Source organism: Enterococcus sp. DIV2453a (assembly GCF_050533535.1).
Taxonomy (GTDB): domain Bacteria; phylum Bacillota; class Bacilli; order Lactobacillales; family Enterococcaceae; genus Enterococcus; species Enterococcus faecalis.
In genome coordinates this window covers 1,058,797-1,084,983 of the sequence record NZ_CP172899.1, presented here as the reverse complement: position 1 = coordinate 1,084,983, position 26,187 = coordinate 1,058,797, and the positions used below count along the sequence as shown (strand labels likewise).

Below are 26,187 nucleotides of genomic sequence, written 5' to 3'. Positions count from 1 at the left end.
ACTCTCACCTTTCTTCAATACATACTTCTGCTTCTAAAGGAAAATGGTCGGAGGGAAAACGTCCATCGATACTATCTGTTAAACTTGCGGTTTGCTGTACTTGCCAACCTTTTACATAAATATAATCAATTTCTTCTAATTCCGCCCAAGGTTTTGTGTAAGTAAAATTTTGAAATGTTCCTCTTGGGCCATAATGAGTAGCTAAATTTTTGCTATCTTGAAATTTTTTTTGAACAAGTTGATGCACCGCTTCCCCCGACTCTGCATTAAAATCGCCCATTAATAAAGTTGGATACTGTGCAATTTTGTCATGTAACTCCTCTAAGATAACGGTCATTCCTGCTAAACGAGCATGAGCTGAAATATGATCCAAATGAACATTGATGACTAAAAAAGGCGTATTTTGAGTCGTTTCCTTAAATAGTCCCCACAAAGCAATTCTTGGACAGCCAGCTTCAGGATGGATACTTGGCTGCTGAGGTGTTTCAGATAACCAAAAATACCCTGTATCAATAGCCTGAACTTTTTGTTCGTTATAGAGAATCGCTAGTCCTTCTCCTTGACCATCCCCTTCTCTTTCCGCAGAAAGACAGGTGAATGTTGTATACGCCTTTAAATCCCTGACTTGATTCGGTCGTACTTCTTGAATACAACAAAGGCTCCAATCATGAAAATTGATTAACTGACAAACAGCCTCTTTACGAAAAGACCATTGCCAATCTTGGTCATACTCTGTATCTACCCGGACATTATACGTAGCTATTTTCATTTTTAACCTCCTGCAATAGTTGTTGAATTTGACGCATCTCACGACGGATCTGGGTTGTTTCACCGCCACCATGGCCTTTTTTCCAATACACTCTGACTGCTTTTCTTGCCTTTATCTGATGATAAGAAGGGAAAAAATCTTTCATTGGACATATCGGATCGTGACTCCCAACAGAAGCAAAGACTGGATTTTTAATTTGCGAAACAAAGTGGCGACTATCAAAATAAGGAAGAACCGCGGCAATTTTTTCATGCGCTTGAGGATGCTCTTGTAAGTACTGATGAATAATTTGATACGAACCCGTTCCTTCTGCTACTCGATTTTCTAAACAAGAATGACTTGGAACATCTGCAAAAGTAGCTAAAATCGGGAAGTCGACTAAACTATTCACCATTAACACTACGCCACCCCCTTGGGAACCACCACGAAGAATGATTTGGTCCTGATTAATTTCAGTAAAGGTCCGCACCACTTCTACGCTACGTAAATGGTCGGCAAACAAGCGGCGTTGGTACCAATCTTCTTTGTCTAGAAATCCTCGTCCCATTGGTGCTTCATGCCAAATTGTTTGATATGGCACGCGATCTTTGGTTAATCCCCCTTGACCTCGATTATCAATGACAAAACAAGCACAACCAATTTGTGTCCAATGAGCAAATTGCCAAGGTTCTTGAATATGATTCATATAGCCTAAACAGTCAATCACTATTGGCTGTTTCCCCGCCGTTTTAGGAAGTAACAAATAGCCAAAGATGCGCTCACCTAGGAAACTTAAAAAGTCGACCTGTTCCACTTGAACATTTTCCAATGGATAGTCAATGACCCGCCGATGGATATCTAGCGGTATTTTTTGAAGTTCTTCCTTGGTCTTTTGCCAAAACTCAAAATACTCATTCATGTTCCACACCTAACACTTTCTGAAAAAACGCAACTTGAAGAAAAGCCGTTGTCCCGAATCCTAACGCAATATATAAAAACAAATTAAGCTTATAGAAAAAAACAAACGTTAAAAGAGGTAAAATAAACAAAATAATCGCATTGGCACTATTACTTAAGACCACATAAACCGTCTCACTTAGTGTCTTTTTAACGGACCAATTAAAAACGGAAAAGAGAAAAAGAAAACTCGTCAAAAATAATGCAACAAAACTTAATAGAAAAATAGCTAAGAAACCTAAACTAGTGGCTATTTTAAATAAACTTGTTACGACAATACCGCCCAGTAAAAAAGCAACGAACAAGACACCTGTTAAAATAAAACCTCGCATGATGTTATTTTTTAATGCTGTCCAAAACGTTCGCAAAACAGGAATATCTTTTTCACGATACAAACGATAGATCGTTCGATACAACGCAATTAAGCCGACACCGCTAAAGATGCCTGTTATACAGGTAATTAAAAAGAGAAAATTAATAATGATCAAGTTGGCAATAAAAGAAAAAATCCGATAATACCAACCTTCATATGCAAATAGCTTATTCATATTAAAAGAGAAAAGCGGATTTCTCGTTGCTTTATCCGCTTTTCTCTCCTCCTCTCTTACTTAAGTTTGTCTCTGTTTTCTGCCATTTTCTCAGATTTTATTTTTTCAATTGCATCCCATTTATTTGATTTTAAGAATGCTTTGTAGTCTTCTAAAGATTTGTCAAAGGCTTTATCATCTTTCGCACGAATCATTGAAATAACGGTTGTATTTAGTTTGGTTTCAATCGCTTCATTCGCCCGAGCTTCCGGCGTTCCTGCATCTGGATTAATATTTTCAATTACGAAATGTGGGACTAATTTTCCTTTGCCCCATTCTTGCATTTGCGTTAAAGCACTTTCCATTGGCACTTTTAGTTTATTAACACGGTCATTGTTAAAGTATAGGAAACGACTAATGCCATATTTTTTGTTGTAGGCATCATTGTCTGTTTGTTCTAATTTTTTCACTTCTGGTAAATAATCAATTTTTCCTTGATCATTGTACGCATAAGTAACTCCTTCAACGCCATATTTTGTTAAAATTTGTCCCGGTTCATCAATTAAATATGTGAACAGTTGAGTGACTTTCGCTGGATCTTTCGCATCTTTCGTAATGTAATTACTTAACCAACCTGAAATGCCGGTTTGATTTAATGTTGGTTTTCGGCCAGAAGTGCTACTTGGTCCATCAATGGCTATATAACGTGTGCCAGATTTTTTCATAAATTCTGTGAAGTTCCCACCTTGACCACTGGTTCCAGCAACGAGCATGGTTGCATAATTTCCTTGTTTCACTTTTTCATCAAACGTCGCTCCATCATCTGTGAAGCTATCATCACTAATATTTCCTGCTCGGTAAACATCATTAAATGTTTTTAACCATTCTAAGTATTCTTTATCTAAATTTCGATCATAGTATTTACCATTTTTATCCTCTAAAGGAACACCTAAGAAGTCTTGTAATTTGTCTAAAAATGGTCCTGCACCATCGCCCACTGTGGTGAAGCCCATTGGGGTCATCTCAGGATATTTTTCTTTAATCTGTTGCATGACTTTTTCAAAATTTTCTGGTGTTGAAACGTCTGGCTTGCCTAATGCATTATAGACATCTTCACGAATAACAAAATTATCATTTACTGGGATATTTCCACTTTCATAATCCGCTTTTGTATTAGAGTAATTAGGGTAACCATATGTTTTTCCATCCTCTAAGGCATACCATTTAAACGTATCTTGGTTAACAACTTTCATTAAATAGGGGTCATATTTTTTAGCTAAATCGTTTAAAGAATAGGCCCAAGAATCTGCTTTCAATGCTGCTTGTCCAGTTTTTTCAGTTAATGTCACAATATCAGGCATATCTCCACTTGAAATCATGGCATTTAATTTTGAATCATCGCCGGAAATAAATTCAATATCCACATTTAAATCTTTTTTAATCTGCGCAGTGGTCACATCTTTTCCAAAAGGCAATGCCGTCCAATCTGAGTTAATATACCATTTAATCTTGGTCGGTTCTTTCTTCTTATCTAACTTCCAAGCAGGCGTCTTTTCATCTAATTCATACCGATCCTTAATTGAGACATCTGAGCTAGCTTTCTTTTCCCCTCCGCTACAGGCCGCTAAACTAACGACCGCCGTTGCCACCAATAAACCGCCTAAAACTTTTTTCATATTGTTCCCTACTTTCTTTATTCTTTTACTGCACCGGCCATCATACCGCCGATAAAGTGTTTTTGTAGTAATGGATAAATGATTAAAATTGGTATCGTTGTAATGACAATTGTTGCCAGCTGAACACCACGTGTCGTTGCCTGCACCACCATATCTGTACTGCCGCTCTCTGTCATGGTACTCAAGTTTGATTGAACAATAATTTCATAAATTTTCATCTGCAATGGATACAAATATTCTTTGGTAATGTATAATTTCGTGGTCATAAAGTCATTCCATTGACCAACCCCATTAAATAAAATAATGGTGGCTAATGCCGGTTTTGTTAAAGGTAAAAAGATTTTATAAAAAATTTGAAACTCACTGGCGCCGTCTATTTTGGCGGATTCTTCTAAAGATGGTGGAATTTCTCGGAAAAAGTTCATTAAGATAACTACATCATAATAGCTAAATAAAGCTGGAATGATATATACCCAGAAGGTATCTAAGAGTCCTAATGACTTAATCAAAAGATACGTGGGAATCATGCCCCCACCAAAGTACATTGTAATAACACCCATCGTTGTATAAATGTTACGCCCGACTAGTCTAGATTTACTAAGTCCATAGGCAACAATCGCACAGAACAGTGTATGCGTCGACGCACCGATGACTGTTTTTAAAACAGAAATCAAAAACGCTCGCGGAATGCTACTATCCGAAAAAACTTTCCGATAATTTTCTAGCGTAAATCCTTTCGGCCATAAAACCAAGCCTTTACCGGCTAAACCCGAACTTGACGAAACTGAGGAAACTAAAATATTCCAAATTGGCACGATAATTAATAAAGAAAACAACACAAGAATTAACGTATTGAAAAAGTAAAACCATTTGTTTTCTTTTGATTTTCTTTTAATCACAGCTGTTGCCTCCTTTATAAAATAACCGACCGACCATTGTTCATTTTTCTAGTAATGCGATCTGTAATGACTAATAAAACAATTGAAATAACAGAAATCCCTAAACCAACTGCCGTCGCATAAGAAAAGTCCCCTTGCGTTAGCCCCATACGATAAACAAATGAATTAATTACTTCTGATTTGTTTTGGTTTTGAGCATTCATTAAAACCAACGTTTGATCTAAGTTCGATCCCAATAAACCGCTAACATTTAGAATTAAGTTCAACGAAATAATCGGTGCTAATAAGGGCAAAGTAATCGTTCGGATTTGTGTTAATTTTGAAGCACCATCAATTCTCGCCGCTTCATAAAACGTTGGATCAATACGAGACATGCCAGCAAGATAGAGAATCGTGCCCCAACCTACTTCTTTCCACAAATCAGAAAGAACAGCAATCCACCAATACTTATCAGGATCTAACAAATGATTGACGCCCTGATTCATTAAGCCTAACGACATCATGACTTGGTTGATAAAGCCATTTGTTGAAAGCCACGAAATCAACATCCCGCCTAAAACGATCCAAGAAAAAAAGTGCGGAATATAAGAAATTGTCTGAATCACTTTTTTTAAATGTCCATCTCTCATTTCAAAAATCATTACTGCTAAGATAATCGGAATAGCGAATCCTAAAAAAAGTTTCATTAAACTAATCGCTAAGGTATTACGAACTGCTTCCCAAAAAAAACTATCTTCCATAATGATTCGAAAATTTTCAAGTCCAACCCATGGTGCAGAAGAAACCGTATCAACAATCGTATAATTTTTAAAAGCAATGATAATTCCATAAATTGGAATGTAGTTAAAGACAATCATGAATGCTACACCCGGAAGTACCATCCAATGCAATTGCCGCTGATCATAAAACTTTTTTAGTTTTTTCATAAGCAGGGTTCCTTTCTTTTTAGTGAAACGTTTCTACAAACAGATTATACATTCACTTCAAACGGTTGTAAACCCTTACATTACGGTTTTATTTAAAAATAACAGCATTAAAAAGCGCTATAGACCATTTATAAAGAAATTATTTTCCCTGATTCTTTTTCCATAAAAATACTCTTTTCTAGATATTTTAAAGCATTTTATAGAAACGTTTCACCAAAATATGAACACCTTTTTCTTAAAAATAATTCTGTTAAATAACAGAAAAAAGTCTGGTCGGATTGACCAGACTTTTTAAATATAGATAGTAAAATGTGTAATTTCAGGGATCACCCCAAAACGGGCATGAATGGCGGTCGTCCCTAAGCCTGTATTAACATATAGTTGCGTTTCTTGGTCCAACTGATACAATCCTCTGGTATACTTTTCTGCTAAAACATTTGTGATTGGATAAAAAGGAATCCAAATTTGTCCACCATGGCTATGTCCTGCTAAAACTAACTGTGTACCCGTACCAACAAATGCATCCGCGACATCTGGTTCATGGGTCATTAATAACGCATAGTCATACGTTTCTCGATAGGATAATGTTTCTGAAACGGAAGGATTTCCTAATAACGAGTCATCTAAACCACCAATAAAAAGACGGCGTCCATCTGCTAAGGTTACTGTTTCTCCTTGGTTTTTCATAACGGTAAAGCCACTGGCCTCCATGACTTCATCATACACCGCAGAAGCACCGCCACCGTAATCATGATTTCCCCAAACTGCATATTTTCCAATTGTCGCTTGCAACTGTTTTAATTTTTCAATCATCGGTTCTTTTTGTTGCGGATTTTTGGCATAATTGTCAAATAAATCACCTGTAAAAACGATAATATCTGGTTTTTCACGATTGACTTTTTTTATGACTTTATCTAACCGCTTCGTTTCATAAAATTCTGAAACTTGTATATCCGAAAGTTGCACAACATTCAATGGTTCTCGTTGATTTTTCTTTCCCAAAGTCACCTGATTAACGTGAACTAAATTCGGCTCAATCTTCCACGCATAGATTGGGAGTGCGATAATTAAGAAAAAAAATAAGAGCATTATACTTAAACCAATTTTTTTAACCACATCACTCGCTCCTTTCTTTTCTCTGATTTCCGAAGACTTAGTATAGAGAAAAATCTTCTTAACCACAATCTAAAACAAAGGAAATTAAGGCTTTGTTAAACAACCTAAAGAATTTCCACAATCTCTTATCCTTTTCTTAGCTTTTTTATAAAAAAAGCTAGATAATTTCATCTGTCGATGAAATTATCTAGCTAGAACATTCTTCTCTTAATGATGATGTTTTCGAAACGTTTGATAACCAATTAAGCAAAATAAAATCCCCAATAAAATCATTCCAGTTACTGAAAATAAGCCTGCTAACATCTTTCGCATCCTCTCTGTTGCTAAACTTCCTTATTTGTAGTCACTATTTCTTGTTGTAAAATTGGTTGAAATAGACGACGTTCTGCTAATTTTCTTGCTAAAATTGCTTCACTTTTTTTCGTAAAGATACCTAAGTTATGACGCTTGCCTTTCAAAGAGATATAAGCCAGCCATTTCCCAGAAGCGGTCTGGCTCACTCCTTTGTGTCCGCTGCTATTATTTTTGGGGCGTTTACTTTGTAACTTCCCTGGAATTACGCCAGCAACTCTTTGTCGGTAATCCTTCTTTTTACGATGACCGCAACTTTTGGTATGGCCATTCAACAAATTTTCACAGCGAACCCAGCAAGCTTGTCCGCACGAACACAGACAATACGCTTTCATTGTCTGTTGAATACTTTCGATCCGTACCACGACTAATTCATGATAGTTTTTTTTCAACATTGTTTGATAGCGATGGTGCGCACATTTGGTTCGATACCCACGAATTAGTTGTCTTCTTGAAGCTTCTGTATAGCTCCCACAAGAACAGCGACAGGCCCAAACAATTAGCCCTTCTTTTCTTTTTGCCGTTGGTGCTACTACTGTCAACTCACCAAACTTTTGGCCAGTTAAATCTTTATAGTTACCTGCTTGTCTCAATTGACTATCCTTCGTATTCTTGTTCTCGCCACATCTCGATTGGGTCTCTCTCATAGTGCTCATTTTTCTGAGTCTCTCCCTTTCTTAGTTCTCTGACCACCTCAGCAAATACTTGCCAATCTTTTGTTTCCGGCAAATGACGCCATGTCAATTGACGACACCGTACTTTCGAACTATAAAAATCGGACAAATACAAATCGGTTTCTAAGGTTAATTTGTGATCAATCATGACATCCATATAATTGAAAGAAGCAATAATTTTTGCAATAAAGCGGTTATAATCCTCCCCACCAGAAAAATCAACAAATACATGAATCGTTTTTTCAATTGCGCAAAAAGAACGATCATTTAACAAACAAAACATAAAATCATAATATAGATGCACGCGTTCATACATTAAAAATCGTTTTTGATGCAGCGACTCTGTCTTTTGTATAAAACCATCTAAGGCGCGATGAATTTGAGGAAACCGCTCTTCAAAGAAACTGCTCTGCTTGGCGGGAATAAATGCAGCCACTGAAAAGTATAGGCGGTCCCAGCGATAACAAATCAACTTTAATTTTTCTTTTGTTTCCACCGTAATTCGCTTTTCAAAGAAAGGAATAACACTATTCATATGATCAATAAATTCGTCTAACATGGTTAACTTATCTGGAAAAACAATCGGACTATCAATGTATTCATTTAAACTTAAAAAAAGAAAAATATATGAAGTCTCTTTGCCAAAATCCTCTTTAAAAAGAGGTGTTTCGCTTGTATAGATTTTTTCAAACGCGTGCTGTAAACAGCTAGGCACATGAACTTCCGTAAAAGAGTCCACTACATGATCAGAAAATACACGAAAACGTTGGATCGTTAAAAGAATAAATAGTTGTGCGCTTTGATTAAGACTAAACGTTCTTTGATACATCAGTTGTAAATCGTTTATAAATCGTTTAATGCCAGGACTATTTTCCAGCAAAATGTTAGGCAGCCTTTCTTGATTACTTCCATAAAAATAATACAAGCATTGAAAACAAAAACTTCGGATATTTTTCTCTTCTCCAACCAAGCCTGTTGACTTTAATTTAATATGCCAATTAGCTAAAATCAGATTTAGTTTATACGAGAAGGCATAAATTTTGCTTTTGCTCATAAAATGAATTTGAGAAAATTCTTGAATCGTGTGCTTTTGATAGAGGCCCACATCAAGAAGCAACTTGGCCATTAGTGATTGATCAAAATAATATTTTCTTAAGGCTTGATAATCAATTTGCGATAATTTTTGCGCACTAATCAGTCCTTTAGCTGGAAAAAGAATTTGACTCCTTGAAGAAATCTGTGTACATTCATAATTTATTTGACGGCACAACGATTCTAACTTTTGAGTGGATAAATCAAAATATCCATAAAATTCTTCTTTTAATAATGGACCTTCACTATTCATAAAAGTTTGATAAATAAGTAATTTATCTCGGAATTCTTGGTCTAATAATTCATCTAACAAAGTAGTCACATTTTCAACTCCAAACTATCACGCCTTAAGTATCTATTTTTTTAACAAGACGTGAGTGTCAATCTTGCTTATTTTTTCCACAAATTTAAAAATGATTCTTTCGATATTTAGGAATCTTCATAGAAAAGTATTATTTTAACCAAAAAAAGCCCCCTTGCGTCACCAAGGAGGCTTTTTTTGTTATTTTTTTACTTTAAATTTAAAGAAAAGCTGATTTGTTTGACTAATTTTCTGTTTCTTTTCTAGCCTATTCGTCAAAAATGATTGAAACTTTTGGTTCGCCTTCTATACTATCTTCCTATAAAGTTCTTACTCTTTTAAGTATCAGCTTCTGTCAATAAAAGTCCTCATTTGGCATTGCTAATCTGAATACAGTATGACTACTTGTTGCCGCTATTTTTTGCTGTTATTTTACTCTTTAATTGAAGCGCTAGAAACGCTGTCAACTGTTGGCTTTTCGGTCGCTGACTCTTCTTCATGGACTGATGCACTTGAGACACTATCTGCCGTTTCTGGTGCTTCTTTTTTGGAGGCACCACTGACTGCATCGACGTTTTTTCCACCGACTAATTCTTGCCCTGTTTGTTTTAAATACCAATCAACAATTGGTTTAAAGTCTAAAATATACTCATTAATTCCCGCGTAATTTCCATTATCATCATACATCGCTTGATAATTATGCACTACATAGGTATCTGGTCCGTGCATTGGAACATGAACGCGAATAGCATCTGTTTTTCCTGACCGTAATTGTTGAATCACCCATTCTACATTTTTCAATGCTTTTGGCGGATGGCAATTCGCTAATGGATTACCAACCTGTCCTGGTTGCCGTTTAGCAAACATTTCTTCAGCAGCCATTTTTTTATTGTAATATAAAAATTGATTATTACTGTCTGCGTAAGTCAATTCCATTGGCATTGATTTTAAGAAATAATTTAGCTGATCTACGGTTAAAATGCCTCGATCTAATTTTACGTATGTGTCGCCTTCCACAGCCTGAACCGCTTCTGCTGCTTGTTCTACCCAATCATCTGCTGCCATATCAACCCCTTCGATCGTTGTTTCAATGGTTCCTTTTGCATGTAAATCTTCAGGTAAGTCTTTTGGCTTAGCCCCTTCTAATTTTGAAATCACATCAATGAATTCCACGAATTTTTGTAATGTGCTTTCTAAAAATTGACGTGTTCCCTCCGCAATTAAGTTGCCGTTTTCATCAAATGCTTCTTTCGCTTTTCCTAATAAAAACTCGTTTCCAGGCATCACGATTGCATTGACACCAGGTGCATCAAGAATTTGACGGAGATGTAATTGCGCACGCGAGGTTCCTTGATCATAATAAGAGCAACCAACAATCATTACTGGTTTATTTTCCAGCGGATGAATTTTGAAAGATAACCATTCTAATACACTTTTCAAACCGGCAGGAATGGTATGGTTATGTTCGGGCGTCGCAATAATTACGCCGTCTGCTTGTAAAATTTTGCGATTCATATTCTGAATCAAGACACTGTTCGTTTGATCCTTACTTTGATTAAACATTGGAATATCTTTAATTTCTAAAATTTCCAAGTCGAACATTTTATAAAACTCTTTGCCAATATATTGCAGTAGTAACCGATTATAAGAAGAATCAGCGTTTGATCCGACGATCCCAATTAATTTCATTTTATTCACTCCATTTCGTTAAATCGTTTCCCATGAGAAATTTTCTGCTTCTTTTTTATTTTGCGCATGCGCATGTTTCAGCTGTTCTGTAATTTCAATAAATACACAAAAATCTGCAAACAAACCAGCTAGTTTATCTATTTGTTCTGAATCTTTTAACGCATTGTTTTCATCAAAAGCTTGTAAAGAATGCGCTAATAGAAATTCAGAGCTTGGCATAATTCGTGCTTTCAATTCAGGAGCATCTAAAATTTGACGCAGATGCGCTTGTGCTCTAGAGGAACCTAACGTGCCATAGGATGCACCAGTAATCATAACTGGTTTATCAACAAACGGAAAAATCCCGTAAGATAACCAACTTAGGGCATTCATCAAAGAAGCCGGCACCGCATGGTCATATTCAGGCGTACTGATAATGACGCCATCTGCTGCTTCAATTTTTTCAGCAACCGTTTTAACTATTTCTGGCAAAACTTTGTCTTCTGGCTTGTTAAACATAGGAAAGTCAACAATTTCAACTAGTTCAATGTCAGCCTCCTGCGCAAAATAGTGTTGCATAAATTGCAAAAGTTGACGATTGGTTGATTGCTCTGAGTTCGTTCCTACTAAGCCGATAATTTTTTTCATAATGAGCTGTCCTTTCTTTTTCGGTTCTATGAATGGATAATGTGAAGAGTATCTGCTAACCCGCTGCTATATAAAATTTGCTGATCTTGTGTAATGATGACTCCTTCAATCCCATCTAGTTGATTGAGGATTTCAAGCGCTTCTGGAATTGGATAACCAAATAAACGCGTTGTCCAAATCTCACCATCCACTGAAGCATCCGAGATAATTGTGATGCTGGCCATTTCAGTTTCCAATGGGTAACCGGTTGTCGGATCCAACAGATGGTGATAGACTCGCCCAGCTTCGGTTAAACTTCTTTCATAAATGCCCGACGTCACAACCGATTGATTAGCCACTTCGACAAGTAAGCTGATTGTTTCTCTGGATTTTTGCGGATTGCGAATACCAATTCGCCATTTTTTGTTTTGATGCGTAGAGGGCCCCAATGTCACAATATTGCCGCCCAGATTAATCAAAGCAGACGTCACATGGACTTCTTTCAAATAGGCAATTAGTAAATCAGCGATATAGCCTTTTGCTAAAGCCCCCAGATCTAATTTCATTCCTTCTTCTTCCAAAAAAACCGTTTGTTTTAAGGGATTTAAGTGAATCTTTTCTGGATTAATTTTTTTCAAACAGGCTTTAATCTCCTTTTCTGACGGGACACGGGCATCTTTAAAACCAATTCGCCACGTTTGAACTAACGGGCCAATGGTAACATTCAAATGACTAGCTGGATCACAACTATGTTTTTTCCCTAATGTAATTAATTGATACAACTCTGGATGAACGCTAACTGGTTTTTGCCCAGCTTGTTGATTGACAGCCATCAGTTCCGAAGTTGAATCATTTGCACTAAAACGTTGTTCATAAGTGATCAATCGTTGGTGCACTTCTTCTAGAATTTTTTCAGGTTCTTCATGGTCTACAAATACATCTATTACTGTGCCCATCAAATAAATAGTTTGACTTTGTTGCACCTCAAGACTTCCTCTCCACGAAAGATTGTGTTTTATTTCACATTTATTCACAAATGAATCATACGCCTTTATTTGATGCCAGTCAAGTCGTTTATATATTTTTTTATATAAAATAACGACCTTAAAATTTTCATTTAAGGTCGTAACTTGTCTTGAACTCTTTTAAAAAACGCTTTTTTTATTATATTTTGAAAATAAATATATAATTTTCTATATAAACTAATTCCCCTTAGATAAAATTGTTTCTTTCAATGTTTGAATTGCTTCCAACAAGATGCGGTTTTTATTGATTTTTGCATACGCGCGGGCATCTTGTAGTAGTTCTAAAATTTGCTCTTGCGGCTTTTCTTCAGCTAAGGCATTTTTCGCAAGCTGGAAAGCTGCTCTTGCCAAGTAATACGTGACGTGATTATCAGAACAGATGGAAATCGCATACTCTAACAAAGCATCACTTGTTTCTAAATCGCCTTTTTCTGCATAAAAAACACCACAGTGAAAGACAACATTTAATACTCGCCAAGTATCTTCCATTGATTGAATAGTATAAAGATATATTTCCTTGAAGACCTTATTGAAATAAAATTCCGCTTTCTCAATTTCGCCTTCTTTGGCATAGGCCATGCCAATTCCAGTAAAAGCTAACAAACGGTAAATATCGCTCGTGTATTTTTGCTCTTCAAACAGAAGTTTTTCAAAGGTAAATAAGCAATCCATCAACGAAGCATTTTGAAAAATCATGACAAAGCCTTGTAAATAATAATATTCTAATAACAGTTGGGAATCTTTGATTTCATCAAAAGGAATATTTTTTAAAATTGTTTGCAATTGGTCATGTTCGCTAGTAATCAAGAAGAATTCTGCTTCTTCCATTTTTTCAAGAATTTCAGGTTGCTTAATCCCTACGCGCGGGAAGAGTTCCCCCAAAGGTAGCTCTAAACGATTACATAGTTGGATCAATATTTTTAAAGTTGGGACTTGACCATTCTTTTCAAAGCGACTAACCGTAACTTGCGTACAAATCCCTTTAGCCAATTCACTTTGTGACAAACCACGTGCTTTGCGTTTTTCTATAAACCGTTGTATATTCATTGCTTTTCCTCTCATTCTCATCTTCTCAAACTTACTATAATACAACTTACCTTAAAAATATATATAGAAAAAGAAAAATGTTTATAACAAAAAAGAACACAGACAACTCTTTCATTAAAAGTTTGTCTGCGCTCTATTAGAACCTAAATCACTAAACGTCAATTCAGCGTTATTTAATCAATCCGATACGTCCTACTTGCTCTGTTTAGAGAGCAGCTCTTTTTTTAGCTTCTTTCACAAACGTATTCATGGCCTGATATAATTTTTCCTTGATTTCTTTGAGATTAGCTTGTTGTAATTCTTTATTGGCAACTAACTGTTGACCGTTCACCCAAACAGCTTCAACATTGCTAGCATTTGCTGAATAAACCAACGCTGAATAGGCATCAAAAATCGGAAACATATTAACTGATTGCGTTTCAATTAATGTTATATCCGCTTTTTTGCCCACTTCCAATGAACCGACTTGCTCCGCCAAACCTAACGTTTTAGCGCCCCCCATCGTTGCCAGATAAACAATTTCTTTTGCAGGAAACAAGGAGCGATCTTGGTGTGCTGTCTTATGAAAATTCGCAACCATGCGCATTTGGGTGAATAAATCTAATGTATTCCCACTACTAGGTCCATCCGTGCCTAAACCGACAATAATCCCTTGATCAAGCATTTGCTTAATCGGCGCTACGCCTTTGGCTGATTTAGTATTCGCACCGATACAATGAGCGACACGCGCTTTTCCATTAGTAGCAGCTAAACTCGCAAGATCTTCATCTGTTGCCAAAATACAATGCGCTAAAATAAACGGCTCGCTCAAATAACCCAGTTCTTCTAAGAAAGCAATTGGTGTTTTTTGATAGGCTTTTTCAAACTCAGCCATTTCATAAGTCATTTCAGCAACGTGCATGGTCACAGGAACTTGGTATCGCCGACTAAGTTCAATAATTTTTGCTAACACTTCTGGTGAGTTGGTATTTGGTGCATGTGGCGCAAGCATAGGCGTAATCAACGGATGTCCTTGCCACTTGCGAATAAAGGTTTCCGCGTAAAAAAGACCGCCTGAAGGTTCCGGACTATCACAAGTGGGCATGTCAATAATCGTTTCTCCGAGCAAAGCGCGAACACTCATTTTTTCGCAACTTTTAGCAATTTCATCTTCAAAATAATACATATCACAAAAGCTCGTAATACCACTCAGTAACATTTCGGCAATTGCATAATCACTACTGCATCCTACTAATTCTTTTGTCATGAATTGTTCTAATGGAAAAAGAAAACGCCGGAGTCGATCTGGCACATCGTCTCCTAACGAACGAAACGGAATCATGCCTACATGGGTATGGGTGTTAATCATCCCAGGCATTAAAATTCCATTTTGACCATCGATTACTTGATTTGCAGGCATTCGCTTTTCATCAAGTGTGGTCATTGGTGCTAATTCCACAATTGTGTCTTCTTCAATCACTAAATAGCCGGCTTTGATTTCTGAAAATTGCTCATCCATTGTTAGTATATGCACATTTTTAATGAGTGTTTTCATGCAAAAGAACTCCATCCTCTGGAAAAACTAATGGATAGAAACGTTGTGACTTCGTATCCATCATCCCAAAATCTGTCACTTTAATGGCTGGCGAGACAGGCAATGATAGTGTAGAAAAAGACATGATTTCATTCATATTTTGATAGCCTAAAGCTTGCATAGCTTGTCGAACTTTTTGTAAAGAAGCGCCTAATTGTTCAATCGGTGCTTGCGATAAAATCCCACCAATTGGTAAAGGACAAGTTGCCATCACTTGCTGATCCGAAGCAACCAAATAGCCGCCTTGCATCGCTAATAATTCATTCTGCGCTAACAGAATATCCTCAATCGTATTACCCATCACCATTAAATTATGATGATCATGGGCCCAGGTTGTCGCAATGGCTCCTTTCTCGGAAAGAGGTTGATCCATTAAAGAAAAAGAAATATTACCATTTTTTCCGTAACGTTCCATCACAATTAATAAGGCACAGTTGGCTTTTTGCCATTGCAACAACCCATTTTCAACAGGAATTTCTTTTGTAATTCGCTCTGTAAATGTGCCAATCTCTTGTTTTTGAATCACATTACAACGAACTGTTTCTTTTGTTGTAGCCACCTTTAAAAGTAAATCTTCTTCTGTTAACTTTTTACATTGGATGGTTTGTTGGTAAGCGGCTGGAAACTCTTCGATTTTTTCTGGATAATGGAAGGGCTCGCCTTTTTCAAAAACGACCTTTCCAGATTTATAAACCGTAGTAATATCAAAACTTTCTAAGTCATTTAATAACAAAAAGTCAGCTTTTTTACCAGGTGCAATTTCGCCGCGATCATGGAGACCCATTCGTTTGGCCGGCGTATAAGTTGCCATATAAATGGCTTTTTCGATAGGCAATCCTGCATGAACGGCTTTTTTGACATTTTCATTTAGATGACCTTTTAGCAAATCATCGGCCATCACGTCATCCGTGATAATACTTGCATAATTGTAGAAGTCATTGTCTACTATCACCTGAATGTTTTCAGGAGTGATTGATTTATTTTGAAATTGAATAAAGACGCCCGCTTCAATTTTTTCTTTTAACGTTTTAGGAAATTGATGGGTATGATCTGAAGTGATACCACTATATAGAAAATCTGCTAACTCTTGATCTTCGATTTTAGGACAGTGGCCTTCTAAAGGCATGGTTGGTCGTTGTTTTTGACACAAATCGATAATTTGACGAATTAAAGAATCTGGCTCATAGGAAATCCCTTTAAAATTCATGGCTTCCCCTAAACAAATCACTTTTGGCTCTTTGAGTAATTCTGCTACTTCTGCTAAGCCGATAATCCCACCAGTTGTTTCTAATTCGGGAGTGGTCGAAGGAACCGAAGAAGGAATTGCGTGAAAGATATCTAGTTCTGTTTCAGCGGCCATAAAAGCTTTTAAGCCTTCTAAGCCAAATACATTAGCCATTTCATGGGCATCGGCAATCACCGTTGTCACACCGTAACGCACTACTGCTTTGGAAAAAATAGTAGGTGTCGTCATGGAACTTTCAATATGCATGTGTGCATCAATTAAGCCGGGAATCATCCATTGATTCTCGGCATTAATTGTTTTTTGGGGCTGCAAATTGACGTTCTCTTCTTCATAAATGTAATAAAATTTATCATTTTTAATCGCAACATTTCGTTGAACGAATGTTTGAGTGACTGTTTGATACAGCCACACATTTTTTAGTAATACATCGACGTTCATTTTGTCCCTCTTTTCTAAAACTATTGATTCATCGTCCGGTTCCATTGATCAATCCAATCCGCTAGTTGACTATTAATAAAATTAAAATCGACTGTTTTGGCACGTTCGGCAATGGCACCATATGTTTTATTTTTCGCTTCTTTTTCGCTTAGCGTTACTTGTTGATTTGTAGGTCCTTCATTTAATGAAATCGCTTTGGCCTTTTGTGATTCTTCACTAATCCGTGCGTTAACAAATTTAAAGGCGGTTTCTTTGTTTTGTGCTTTTTTAGGAATATTGACTGTATTATAGTTGGCATACGTGCCGCTTTCTGGGACGACATACGTCACGTTTTCTGCTGCGCCTTGAATAATATCAACCGCAAAATCAGCAACCACAGCTGCTTCAATTTCACCAGATTGGAACATATTAGCTAAGTCTGACGATTTTGAATACGTTTTAACAACGTTTGGTTTTAATTCTTTCATCGCTTCAAAAGCGGCCTTCCCGTTATCTTTTGTAATATCTTGACCAGCATGTTCACTAGCAACGTATAACATTAAAGGACCTGCCGTCGTGGCAACGTCTGGAACAGAAATTTTACCTTTCAAATCTGCTGACCATAAGTCATCCCAGTTCTTAATTTCTTTGCCTAATTTTTCTTTGTTGTAAACAATCCCGATACTGTTTACAGCGATTGGTACGCCAGCACCACTTTCAAAAACCTCTTTTGCTCCCGGCGTTAACTGACTTAAATTAGGTACTTCTTTTTCTGTAATTTTTTCAAATAACCCTTCTTTTCCACCTTGTGCTGCATTTGCTTGTGCTAATTCAATGACATCAATTCCCGCATTGGGATTATTTTTTAATTTCGTAAAGCGGTCTGCGCTATTGCCTACTTCTAAGGTAACTTTCGCTTCATTCTCTTTTTCAAACGGAGCGATAATGTCTTTTTTGACAATATCTTCACTTAATCCGAAAGTTGAAACGACTAAAGCATTACTTCCACCTTTGCTCTCGCTTTTCGTAGTTGCTTCGCTGTTTCCACAAGCAGTCATTAATAACGTTGCAGCGACTAATGTCCCTAAAATTACGCGTTTTTTCATTTTTAAATCTTCCTCCAAAATGGTTTTTATTTTTCTAAAATAACTAATTTCTCAGCTGGAAAAGCCAAGTGAATGGTTTCGTTTGTTTCATATAACTGTTCACTTGTTCCATTAACCAGCAATGTACCTAACGCTGTTTCCACTTCATATTGATAGCTTTTCCCTAAAAATGTTCGGACAGCGACAGTACCTGCGACAGTATTAGTAGCAGCTTCTGAAACAATCTCAATGTCCTCTGGACGAATCGTTGCCACTGTCGTTGTAACATTTGGTTCAGGATTAGTCGTTTTCACTATTTGATTTGTTTGTGTCCGATAATGACCAGCTTCCATTTTTTCGACAGAGAAAAAGTTTTCAAAACCGATAAATTCAGCGACAAATTTAGTACGAGGCAAACGATAAATCGTTTCTGGTGAATCATATTGTTCAATCACGCCATTATTCATAATGGCCACTTTATCTGAAATAGAAAAACATTCTTCTTGGTCATGTGTGACAAAAACTGTCGTAATGCCTAATTGTTGTTGAATCCGTTTGATTTCAATCCGCATTGCCACTCGTAATTTTGCATCTAAATTACTCAACGGTTCATCCAGTAGTAATAGTTTAGGTTCGATAATCAGAGCACGTGCTAGCGCAACCCGCTGTCTTTGACCACCAGATAATTGTTTTGGATAACGGTCGCCCAAGCTTTCTAAACCACATACTTTTAGCATTTCCGTGACTTTTTGGTCCATGGTTTGTTTGCTTTCTTTGCGTAATTTCAGCCCAAAAGCGACATTTTCTGCAATCGTTAAATGGGGAAATAACGCATAGCTTTGAAAAACCATCCCGAAGTTTCTTTTATGGACAGGAACCTTTGTTAGTTCTTCTTGGTCAACGAAAAACTGTCCGTCGTTTGGCTTAATTAATCCAGCAATCACTCTTAGCGTAGTCGTTTTACCACAACCACTCGGTCCTAATAAAGAAACTAACTCTCCTTTTTCCATTGAAATATTTAAATCTTTTAAAATATCTTGTTTTCCGTCATAGCTGACGCGAATATCTTTTAAATCCACAAAAGTCAAAATTTTCTCCTCTTTCTATCTCGTGCTTCTTCCATGTTTTAGGCAATGGAAGCTAGTCCCAACGTTTTTTCAATTAAAAACATTAAGCCCATTGTTAGTAGCATCAACAATACAGAAATTGCTGAAACAGTTGGATCATAATTGTATTCCATATAACTTAATAAAGAAGTAGGCAGCATCGTCACACCGGGACCTGATAAAAACATCGATACAGGAACATTGTTAAACGAATTGACAAATGCTAACATAAAGGCTGCAAAAATTCCCGAAGACACATTGGGTAAAACAATTTGAATGAAAGCTCGCAATCTTGTACAACCTAATGTCCAAGCTACTTCTTCCATTGAATAATCTAGTTGTTCCATACTTGACCCAACCACTCGAATAATATAAGGCAAACTAATTAAAAAATGCCCCATTAACAATCCTTGAAAGACAGGCAAACCTAATTTAATAACAATATATTGAAATAACGTATACCCGACCACAATTCCTGGAATCACAGTTGGGGATAAGAAAAAGCTTTTAATAAAGTTGCGCCCACGAACGGAATAACGTGCCAGCGCATAGGAAGCCGGAATCCCTACTATTAATGCTAAAACAGTCGCTAATACCCCAATCAACAAACTTAACTTAAAACTGTCCATAAACGTTTCCGATTGTAAGGCTTTGGCGTACCAATCTAAAGTAAAACCTTTAATCGGAAATTGAATCGCTGCGGCTGTTCCAAAAGAAGTCACCACAATCAAACATAATGGTAAAAATAAAAACAGAAAAACTAGAATTGCAATAACAGATAGTCCTTTTTGCTTACGCATGATTTGCTTCTCTCCGATCTACTTTCTTAGCGACCATGTCTAGGCCTTTCATCACAATTAATGTTGTTAAAATCATAATAAATGCAAGAACACTCGCCGATTGCCAATCACCTAAAGTATTAGCCTTTTGATATAAGAAGGTCGACATCATCATTTTTTGGTTACCACCTAACAGCTGTGGCGTTGTATAAGCCGTTAAAGTTCCTGTAAACACTAATATACTTCCTACAATGGTGCCTGGAATTGATAAAGGTAAAACAATTTTCCGAAAAGCCGTCATTGGATTGGCGCCTAGCGTCTCAGCCGCTTCTAGCATTTCTCCTTCAATGTTTTCCATAACCCCAACTAAGGTCATAATCATTGTCGGTAAAAATAAATACACTGAACCGATAATAATTGCAAATTCTGTATACAATAAATTCAGCGGTTGCTCAATTAAGCCCGTTTTTAATAACAACGTATTCACTACACCGTTTTTTCCTAAAATGTTAATCCAAGCAAAACTTCGAATAACTGAGTTGGTTAATAGTGGAAACAAGGTCATAGCCATTAAAAAGCCACGCCATTTTTTGGAAACTCCAGCAATAAAGTATGCCGTTGGAATGCCCAACACAATTGAAATACCCGTCACTATTAACGAAACTCTTATCGTTCGCCAGAAAATTGAAACATTATAGTCATCTTTAAAAAAAGTAACATACTGATTTAGTGTCAAGCCATGATCAGTAAAAATGGTTGGCAAAATGCTAGTAATTAATGGAATCATTAAGAAAAATAATAATAGTACTAGCCCCGGTGCCACAATTAAATAAGGAACTTTCTTGTTCATTCGTACACTCCTCGTTCGTTTTTTCACTTCATCAGTATACGCAAGGAAAACGTATATTTCAACACATTTTCATCTTTTTGTTCGTTTTTAAACCCGAACGTTCGTATATTTTTTCGAAAAAGGTTATTAAAAAATAAAACACGAACATTAAACAAAAAAACACAAACAAGACTGTTTGTGTTTTTTGTCAACTTTTTTATTTATCACTTAATTTTCTTGGAACGTTTGATCCTTTTCCATCATTTTCACTATAATACCATCTTGATACACCTGATAATATCCGAACAATTCATTCTCTTTTGAGACACTATTCTTTTCAGATATAATTTGAACAACATAACTTCCTTTATTTGACTGCTTAAACGTATAATGAAACGCCGAGTCATTCGTTGGTATCCCTAAACCATTTTGTAAAAATTCAATCGCTTCCTGTTTAGTATAAGATTCTGCTTCTAATTGCGTTCCTAAATGCGGATTTTTTTGATCGACAAATTGTCTTACTTTGTCATTATTAGCAGACTTTTCTATAACGACTTCCTGTTGTGAATCCCTACTTCCTGAACAGCCAGATAATACAAATAAAATCATCAACAACCCCAAACACTTACTCAAAGTTTTCTCCTCCTCTCCCTTTTCATTAGTGATACCTGATGATTTCTTTTATATTTTAGCATGCTTGATATAACGAATGGTGCTCAAAAAAGACAGAATCAACAAGTAAAAATTGTCGACTCACCTTTCTCAACTAATATTAAAAACTATTTGTCTCAATATTTTCGAATTCCCTGTAAATTACTGATAAATAAAAACAGCTCTTTTTGCGTATACTTATATTATCAGCACCTAAAGGAGGAACTTTCTTGAATAAAAAAAATCTACTCACTTATCAATCAATGGCAGCCTTGTTTCTAATATTCAGTCTCTTTACTTTTGACCCATCGGTTTCTTTTGCCACCCGTTCTGGAAAAACGCCGGTTTCAGTTGAACTAGAACTTGGAGGGCTGCCTGGCGATGAATCGGTTGACGATGCCATTGATCCTGACTTAGAAAATCCTAACACTAGTTTTGACTTGCTCTTTATTCCGAAAGAATTTACTTTTGAAACCCAAGCGATTTCTGGTGATTTAACGTCAGTTCCTATACGACCTTCTGAAGGCAATACTCATACAATGAGACACTTCGGGATGGGGGATGTTCGCGGAGCCTTAACTGGTTGGCATGTCACTGCTGAAATCCCACACATGCGAAACGAAGCTCATTCTTTACTAGGCATCATTACGTTTCAATTAACAGGCGGCTATGCCCGCTATGACAAAACGTTAAGGCGTTTCTTTATGACAAATACAATGTATGGACTGGATTTTTCAGAAGATCCTGCTGCACCCGACTTCCCGACCAACCCAATTATTATCGGTAACGGTGCGACTTTAATGAGTAACGCTGGTGATAGAAAAGGACAAGGAATGTGGAGCGGCCGCATGACCGATATTTCTCTTGCAATCCAAACCCCTGTTTCACAATTATTTCCTGGCGCATATACAGGTTCGATTATCTGGAATTTAATCTCTGGACCTGCATAAAATAAAAAAAACGCTTAGAAAACTAGCGGAATCACTACTCTTCTAAGCGTTTTTTTATATCATAAGGACTATTTGCTCCTTCTATTTGTCTAAGCATGCTTTACCACTTTTCGTTTAACGAATCACTTGGCCCCAACGGTAATCAAACTGATACTCTTGATTACCATTATTCAGGTTAATTTTGTATAAATAACGCGGGACTTTAATGAATAACGCATCCTCTACTTGAAAAGCTTCAATAGGTACATTTTCTTTAGTTAAAAGCAACGGTGTTTGCCACTCGTATGTTTTTTTCTGCCAATTGTATAAGCCAACTATCGCTTGATTACTTTGTCTTTTCTTGTATGACAGAACATAATAATTCGCTTCATCTTGCTTGCCTAATAAAACTGGTGCTATTAGTTGCTCTTCTAGTTTTCCTTGCACTGTTGTACGCTCTTCCGATGACAGCTTTTGACCAATTTGACTCTCATTTGAATCTACCGTCCATTTAGGCGCTTCTTGTGTTTGAAAGACTTCTTTGAAAGTTGGATCTTGTTTTAACTGCCAATTTTTCAAATCTAATTGATAATATCGATTGTTTAATCCATAAATATAGAGATAGCGATTATCCATAAAACGATAATCAACGAAATCAGAGCTTAAATAGTCTTTTAATTCAGGGAATTTCTTCACTAAATCCGCTTCAGAAAACTGTTTTTTCCCTGTTTTTGTATCGAGTAAGTAAATGGCCTCGTTATCAGCATTATTCAAAACCACATATTGATCTGTTTGACCAATTAAATAATCACGCCAACCTAAACGTTTACTCCACATTCGTTCGCCCGTCTGACTATTAACAGAAATCACTTGGAACAATGAGTTACTGGTGCTAATGCCATTCGTTCGTCCATTTGGGATAATCATTCGCTCGATTGAAGTTAAGCCTTTCGTTTTTTCAGAATAAAACGTCGCACTTTTCTCTTCAATCGTTACTGAACGAAACATTCCGAAAAAGATTAAACCAGCAAAATGTACCACTGCAAGATAAACCAACAAAATTAACGCATAGGGAACCAGTCGCCTTGTACTCCGCCTTCTTATTAAGGAAATAACCAAAATACCACTAATTACTATAAAAATAATTGCTACAATGATGACAAAAATATCATGATAAAGCCAACCAGACAATTGCCAACTTCTATAAAGTGTGTCCATTACGCCATCCTTTCCAATTGTTATTTGCTTATTATAAAAAGGATACTATTTTTTTTTGAAAAATAACAACAAAAAGCGACGAGCAGCAATAAGCCCATTCAAGTTGACTAACTAGGTCAACTTGAATGGGCGTGGAGAAATGTGCCTTGTTATTCCGCTTCTTCAATTGCGGACAAAGCTTTTGCAATATCAATTTCTTTATTCCGATAGTCAGCATCATGAACTGGAAAATGCTGCCGCAATTCTGCTGCTTCCATCCACGAAACAGTCCCTTGTTTAATGCCAAAATCAAGAATGTGCCCACCAAATTGGTGATCCTCACTGATAAAGTGCAAATGAAATCCTGCAGCAGAAGCACCATGAAATAATTTAGGTGTAAAGAACCCTACAACTGTTCCCTGAATATTCTCCGCTGTAAATTCAGGTTGATTGCGTGCTGCTTCTACAAATGGTGGATATGGTTTTTCTTGTTTAGGTGCCACACGGACATGCATCTTCGCAAAAAGACCGCTAATTTTAATTGCCGCAAAAAAATTAGGACTAATTTTTTCTAAAATTTGTGCTTTAATATTTTCATCGGTTTCCGTTGATACAGGGAATGCGCCATCTTCTTGAAAACGAGTAACTGCGGCATATGGCGTTAATTCTTCGCCTTCTAAAATAGTAATTTCGCCAGTTTGATTCGCATGATACAATATACCGTCCAATAAAATAATTTCGCCATTTGAGCCTTCTAATGTCCCAATTCCAAAATCACCTTGCGTGAGTAACGTACCAATTTCTGCCGTTCCTGCCATCAAACTTTCCATTAAACCGCCTAGCGTACCATGTTGATAAACATATTGTTCGCTCATTTTTCCATCTCCTAATAAAGTTGATCTGGTAACAATGTTTTACCTAATTCTTGATTATCTGAATAATCCACAGGAACATCAATAATCACTGGGCCTTCTGTTTGCATTCCTTCTTCTAAAGCTGCGGCAAATTCTGCTTGTGAATGTACTCGAACCCCTTTGGCTCCAAAAGCTTCAGCATATTTCACAAAATCAACTGGACCAAAATCTACGCCAGAGGATCGATTATATTTCATTTCTTCTTGGAATTTAACCATATCATAACTACCATCATTCCAAATAATATGCACGATATTTTGCTTTAAACGAACCGCTGTTTCTAATTCTTGCGCCGAAAATAGGAAACCGCCGTCCCCAGAAACAGAGATAATTTGTGTATTCGGACGAACCAGCGCAGCCGAGATTGCCCAAGGCAAAGCGACACCTAATGTTTGCATACCGTTACTAAATAATAAATGACGCGGTTCATAACTTCTAAAGTGGCGAGCCATCCAAATGTAGTGACTCCCTACATCAACAGTAACTGTCATTTCATTCGTGGTTTTTTCTTGAAGCGTTTGAACAATTTCTAATGGATGTAATCGATTTTCAATTGTACTTGTTTTTACTTCTTTAATCGTTAATTTTTCTTGAAGCGTTTCTAAATAATCTTGCGCATCTTCTGTTAATATTGGTTCACTAAATGCTTCTGATAATTTCAAAATATTTTTAGACATATCACCAATTAGCTCTTCTTCCGGTTGCATATATTGGTCAATTTCCATTTGAACTTCATCAATAACAATAACGCGCGCATCTTTTTCTGCATTCCAATTACGTGCCTCATATTCAATTGGGTCATAACCAATCGCAATCACTAAATCACTTCTTTTTAACAAACGATCCCCAGGTTGGTTTCGAAATAAACCAACACGCCCAAAGAAATGTTCTTCTAATTCTTTTGAAATAATGCCTGCTCCTTGGAACGTTTCCACGACTGGCAAACCAGTTATAGCAACCAATTCACGAATGGCTGCGGTAACTTTTCGTGCAGAGGCCCGCATTCCTAAAAGTAAAACAGGTAATTTCGCTTGCTTGATTCGTTCAGCTAAAGCTGCGATTGTTTCTGCTGATGCATGGCCCAGTTTCGGAGCCGACAAAGGCTTAATTGCTTCGCCTGTCACCAGACTATCTGTGACATCTTGTGGGATCGATAAGAACGTTGCACCTTTTTTCGCTGTTTTGGCGATACGGTAAGCATTGGCAATATTTTCAGATAATGTTTCTGGATCTTGAATTTCTGTACTGAATTTTGTTATTGGACTAAATAATGCAGCATTATTCATGCTTTGGTGAGTTAATTTTGACAAATCGGACCGTTTCACCTGTCCAGCCAATGCTAAAACAGGGTCCCCTTCTGCAGTCGCAGTTACTAACCCAGTTGCTAAATTGCTGGCACCAGGTCCACTAGTTGCAATAACTAAGCCGGGCTCTCCCGTCAAACGACCAATCCCTTGTGCCATAAAGGCAGCGTTTTGTTCATGTCGAGCTAAAATTAATTCTGGGCCTTTGTCAACTAATGCATCAAAAACCCCATCAATTTTTGCACCAGGAATCCCAAAAATATAGGGCACTTCGTGATTGATTAAACTTTCTACTATGATATCTGATCCTTTTTTACTCACTGTTATACCTCCAATTAAAATCTGTACTAATTACAAATACAAAAATACCACTAAAATTCTAATTAATCAACAATGAAACACCTTGAAAACGTGTAATATACTAATTCGCATATTTTAATAGAATTGAGATATTTCAAAAGATTAAGCAAAAATAATGCAAAATACCTTAAAGTTTTATAGTCTTTCAACAATTATTATATAC

24 protein-coding genes are annotated in these 26,187 nt (G+C 36.7%); 1 reads left to right on the top strand and 23 read right to left on the bottom strand.

Annotated elements, in window-relative coordinates; translation table 11 throughout:
* Positions 1 to 4 precede the first annotated feature (4 nt).
* From IGK03_RS05465 to IGK03_RS05370, 20 genes are all read right to left on the bottom strand, one after another.
* The gene (locus IGK03_RS05465) at positions 5 to 769 is read right to left on the bottom strand and encodes an endonuclease/exonuclease/phosphatase family protein (protein ID WP_002377753.1); all 765 of its coding nucleotides are present in this window, start codon (positions 767 to 769) and stop codon (positions 5 to 7) included.
* Positions 750 to 1,667 carry an acetylxylan esterase gene (locus tag IGK03_RS05460; RefSeq protein WP_002382200.1) on the bottom strand — a complete coding sequence of 306 codons (918 nt, stop codon included), beginning with the start codon at positions 1,665 to 1,667 and terminating at the stop codon, positions 750 to 752. The genes IGK03_RS05465 and IGK03_RS05460 overlap by 20 nt, the downstream gene beginning before the upstream one ends.
* Positions 1,660 to 2,253, bottom strand: a complete 594-nt coding sequence (locus tag IGK03_RS05455; RefSeq protein ID WP_010713489.1) for a DUF624 domain-containing protein — start codon at positions 2,251 to 2,253, stop codon at positions 1,660 to 1,662. Before IGK03_RS05455 ends, IGK03_RS05460 begins: the two co-directional genes overlap by 8 nt.
* A gap of 56 nt (positions 2,254 to 2,309) precedes the next feature.
* On the bottom strand, positions 2,310 to 3,908 hold the full coding sequence (locus IGK03_RS05450; RefSeq protein ID WP_002357899.1) for an ABC transporter substrate-binding protein: 1,599 nt from the start codon (positions 3,906 to 3,908) through the stop codon (positions 2,310 to 2,312).
* 17 nt (positions 3,909 to 3,925) lie between these two features.
* Positions 3,926 to 4,807, bottom strand: coding sequence for a carbohydrate ABC transporter permease (locus IGK03_RS05445; protein WP_002357901.1), 882 nt, complete (start codon positions 4,805 to 4,807; stop codon positions 3,926 to 3,928).
* A gap of 14 nt (positions 4,808 to 4,821) precedes the next feature.
* On the bottom strand, positions 4,822 to 5,733 hold the full coding sequence (locus IGK03_RS05440; protein WP_002382199.1) for an ABC transporter permease: 912 nt from the start codon (positions 5,731 to 5,733) through the stop codon (positions 4,822 to 4,824).
* Positions 5,734 to 6,024: 291 nt separating this feature from the next.
* The gene (locus IGK03_RS05435; RefSeq protein ID WP_016617220.1) at positions 6,025 to 6,915 is read right to left on the bottom strand and encodes a metallophosphoesterase; all 891 of its coding nucleotides are present in this window, start codon (positions 6,913 to 6,915) and stop codon (positions 6,025 to 6,027) included.
* Positions 6,916 to 7,172: 257 nt separating this feature from the next.
* Positions 7,173 to 7,847 carry an AP2 domain-containing protein gene (locus tag IGK03_RS05430; protein WP_029656440.1) on the bottom strand — a complete coding sequence of 225 codons (675 nt, stop codon included), beginning with the start codon at positions 7,845 to 7,847 and terminating at the stop codon, positions 7,173 to 7,175.
* A complete protein-coding gene (locus tag IGK03_RS05425; protein WP_002380194.1) occupies positions 7,798 to 9,288 on the bottom strand; it encodes a helix-turn-helix domain-containing protein in 1,491 nt (496 codons plus the stop codon). The genes IGK03_RS05430 and IGK03_RS05425 overlap by 50 nt, the downstream gene beginning before the upstream one ends.
* A 411-nt stretch (positions 9,289 to 9,699) precedes the next feature.
* On the bottom strand, positions 9,700 to 10,956 hold the full coding sequence (locus tag IGK03_RS05420; RefSeq protein WP_002360528.1) for an NADPH-dependent oxidoreductase: 1,257 nt from the start codon (positions 10,954 to 10,956) through the stop codon (positions 9,700 to 9,702).
* 18 nt (positions 10,957 to 10,974) lie between these two features.
* Positions 10,975 to 11,583 (bottom strand): NADPH-dependent FMN reductase, encoded by a 609-nt coding sequence (locus tag IGK03_RS05415; protein WP_002357907.1) that lies wholly within the window; start codon positions 11,581 to 11,583, stop codon positions 10,975 to 10,977.
* A gap of 26 nt (positions 11,584 to 11,609) precedes the next feature.
* Positions 11,610 to 12,545 carry an FAD:protein FMN transferase gene (locus tag IGK03_RS05410; protein WP_085406256.1) on the bottom strand — a complete coding sequence of 312 codons (936 nt, stop codon included), beginning with the start codon at positions 12,543 to 12,545 and terminating at the stop codon, positions 11,610 to 11,612.
* A gap of 219 nt (positions 12,546 to 12,764) precedes the next feature.
* Complete coding sequence (locus IGK03_RS05405) at positions 12,765 to 13,655, bottom strand: helix-turn-helix domain-containing protein (protein ID WP_002399965.1); 891 nt, start codon at positions 13,653 to 13,655, stop codon at positions 12,765 to 12,767.
* Between the two features lie 184 nt (positions 13,656 to 13,839).
* A complete protein-coding gene (locus tag IGK03_RS05400; protein ID WP_202334803.1) occupies positions 13,840 to 15,168 on the bottom strand; it encodes an amidohydrolase in 1,329 nt (442 codons plus the stop codon).
* Positions 15,152 to 16,936: an adenine deaminase gene (locus IGK03_RS05395; protein WP_161975012.1), complete on the bottom strand. Its 1,785-nt coding sequence runs from the start codon at positions 16,934 to 16,936 to the stop codon at positions 15,152 to 15,154. The genes IGK03_RS05400 and IGK03_RS05395 overlap by 17 nt, the downstream gene beginning before the upstream one ends.
* The gene (locus tag IGK03_RS05390) at positions 16,912 to 17,976 is read right to left on the bottom strand and encodes an ABC transporter substrate-binding protein (RefSeq protein WP_002357914.1); all 1,065 of its coding nucleotides are present in this window, start codon (positions 17,974 to 17,976) and stop codon (positions 16,912 to 16,914) included. Before IGK03_RS05390 ends, IGK03_RS05395 begins: the two co-directional genes overlap by 25 nt.
* Positions 17,977 to 18,002: 26 nt before the next feature.
* Positions 18,003 to 19,043, bottom strand: coding sequence for an ABC transporter ATP-binding protein (locus IGK03_RS05385; protein WP_002384674.1), 1,041 nt, complete (start codon positions 19,041 to 19,043; stop codon positions 18,003 to 18,005).
* Between the two features lie 38 nt (positions 19,044 to 19,081).
* Positions 19,082 to 19,861 carry an ABC transporter permease gene (locus IGK03_RS05380; protein WP_002357916.1) on the bottom strand — a complete coding sequence of 260 codons (780 nt, stop codon included), beginning with the start codon at positions 19,859 to 19,861 and terminating at the stop codon, positions 19,082 to 19,084.
* A complete protein-coding gene (locus IGK03_RS05375) occupies positions 19,854 to 20,690 on the bottom strand; it encodes an ABC transporter permease (protein WP_002382189.1) in 837 nt (278 codons plus the stop codon). Before IGK03_RS05375 ends, IGK03_RS05380 begins: the two co-directional genes overlap by 8 nt.
* Before the next feature lie 207 nt (positions 20,691 to 20,897).
* A complete protein-coding gene (locus tag IGK03_RS05370) occupies positions 20,898 to 21,278 on the bottom strand; it encodes a hypothetical protein (protein ID WP_002393185.1) in 381 nt (126 codons plus the stop codon).
* A 230-nt stretch (positions 21,279 to 21,508) separates the two neighbouring features.
* Here IGK03_RS05370 and IGK03_RS05365 point away from each other — a divergent pair, with 230 nt between their 5' ends.
* Positions 21,509 to 22,270 (top strand): WxL domain-containing protein, encoded by a 762-nt coding sequence (locus tag IGK03_RS05365; RefSeq protein ID WP_025188861.1) that lies wholly within the window; start codon positions 21,509 to 21,511, stop codon positions 22,268 to 22,270.
* Positions 22,271 to 22,384: 114 nt separating this feature from the next.
* Here IGK03_RS05365 and IGK03_RS05360 read toward each other — a convergent pair whose 3' ends face one another.
* The 3 genes from IGK03_RS05360 to alsS form a co-directional block, all read right to left on the bottom strand.
* Positions 22,385 to 23,467 (bottom strand): PA2928 family protein, encoded by a 1,083-nt coding sequence (locus tag IGK03_RS05360; RefSeq protein WP_033921761.1) that lies wholly within the window; start codon positions 23,465 to 23,467, stop codon positions 22,385 to 22,387.
* A 149-nt stretch (positions 23,468 to 23,616) separates the two neighbouring features.
* Positions 23,617 to 24,321: an acetolactate decarboxylase gene (budA, locus tag IGK03_RS05355; RefSeq protein WP_002366507.1), complete on the bottom strand. Its 705-nt coding sequence runs from the start codon at positions 24,319 to 24,321 to the stop codon at positions 23,617 to 23,619.
* Positions 24,322 to 24,332: 11 nt separating this feature from the next.
* Positions 24,333 to 25,985, bottom strand: a complete 1,653-nt coding sequence (gene alsS, locus IGK03_RS05350) for an acetolactate synthase AlsS (protein WP_010713497.1) — start codon at positions 25,983 to 25,985, stop codon at positions 24,333 to 24,335.
* Between the last annotated feature and the right edge of the window lie 202 nt (positions 25,986 to 26,187).

Excerpts from the sequence above, each read along its gene's own strand:
- IGK03_RS05460 (WP_002382200.1), bottom strand. The coding sequence starts at position 1,667 with ATGAATGAGTATTTTGAGTTTTGGCAAAAGACCAAGGAAGAACTTCAA.
- IGK03_RS05360 (WP_033921761.1), bottom strand. The coding sequence starts at position 23,467 with ATGGACACACTTTATAGAAGTTGGCAATTGTCTGGTTGGCTTTATCAT.
- IGK03_RS05370 (WP_002393185.1), bottom strand. The coding sequence starts at position 21,278 with ATGATTTTATTTGTATTATCTGGCTGTTCAGGAAGTAGGGATTCACAA.
- IGK03_RS05440 (WP_002382199.1), bottom strand. The coding sequence starts at position 5,733 with ATGAAAAAACTAAAAAAGTTTTATGATCAGCGGCAATTGCATTGGATG.
- IGK03_RS05395 (WP_161975012.1), bottom strand. The coding sequence starts at position 16,936 with ATGGAACCGGACGATGAATCAATAGTTTTAGAAAAGAGGGACAAAATG.
- IGK03_RS05400 (WP_202334803.1), bottom strand. The coding sequence starts at position 15,168 with ATGAAAACACTCATTAAAAATGTGCATATACTAACAATGGATGAGCAA.
- IGK03_RS05465 (WP_002377753.1), bottom strand. The coding sequence starts at position 769 with ATGAAAATAGCTACGTATAATGTCCGGGTAGATACAGAGTATGACCAA.
- IGK03_RS05430 (WP_029656440.1), bottom strand. The coding sequence starts at position 7,847 with ATGAGAGAGACCCAATCGAGATGTGGCGAGAACAAGAATACGAAGGAT.
- IGK03_RS05380 (WP_002357916.1), bottom strand. The coding sequence starts at position 19,861 with ATGCGTAAGCAAAAAGGACTATCTGTTATTGCAATTCTAGTTTTTCTG.
- IGK03_RS05420 (WP_002360528.1), bottom strand. The coding sequence starts at position 10,956 with ATGAAATTAATTGGGATCGTCGGATCAAACGCTGATTCTTCTTATAAT.
- IGK03_RS05375 (WP_002382189.1), bottom strand. The coding sequence starts at position 20,690 with ATGAACAAGAAAGTTCCTTATTTAATTGTGGCACCGGGGCTAGTACTA.
- IGK03_RS05450 (WP_002357899.1), bottom strand. The coding sequence starts at position 3,908 with ATGAAAAAAGTTTTAGGCGGTTTATTGGTGGCAACGGCGGTCGTTAGT.
- IGK03_RS05405 (WP_002399965.1), bottom strand. The coding sequence starts at position 13,655 with ATGAGAATGAGAGGAAAAGCAATGAATATACAACGGTTTATAGAAAAA.
- budA (WP_002366507.1), bottom strand. The coding sequence starts at position 24,321 with ATGAGCGAACAATATGTTTATCAACATGGTACGCTAGGCGGTTTAATG.
- IGK03_RS05455 (WP_010713489.1), bottom strand. The coding sequence starts at position 2,253 with ATGAATAAGCTATTTGCATATGAAGGTTGGTATTATCGGATTTTTTCT.
- IGK03_RS05390 (WP_002357914.1), bottom strand. The coding sequence starts at position 17,976 with ATGAAAAAACGCGTAATTTTAGGGACATTAGTCGCTGCAACGTTATTA.
- IGK03_RS05415 (WP_002357907.1), bottom strand. The coding sequence starts at position 11,583 with ATGAAAAAAATTATCGGCTTAGTAGGAACGAACTCAGAGCAATCAACC.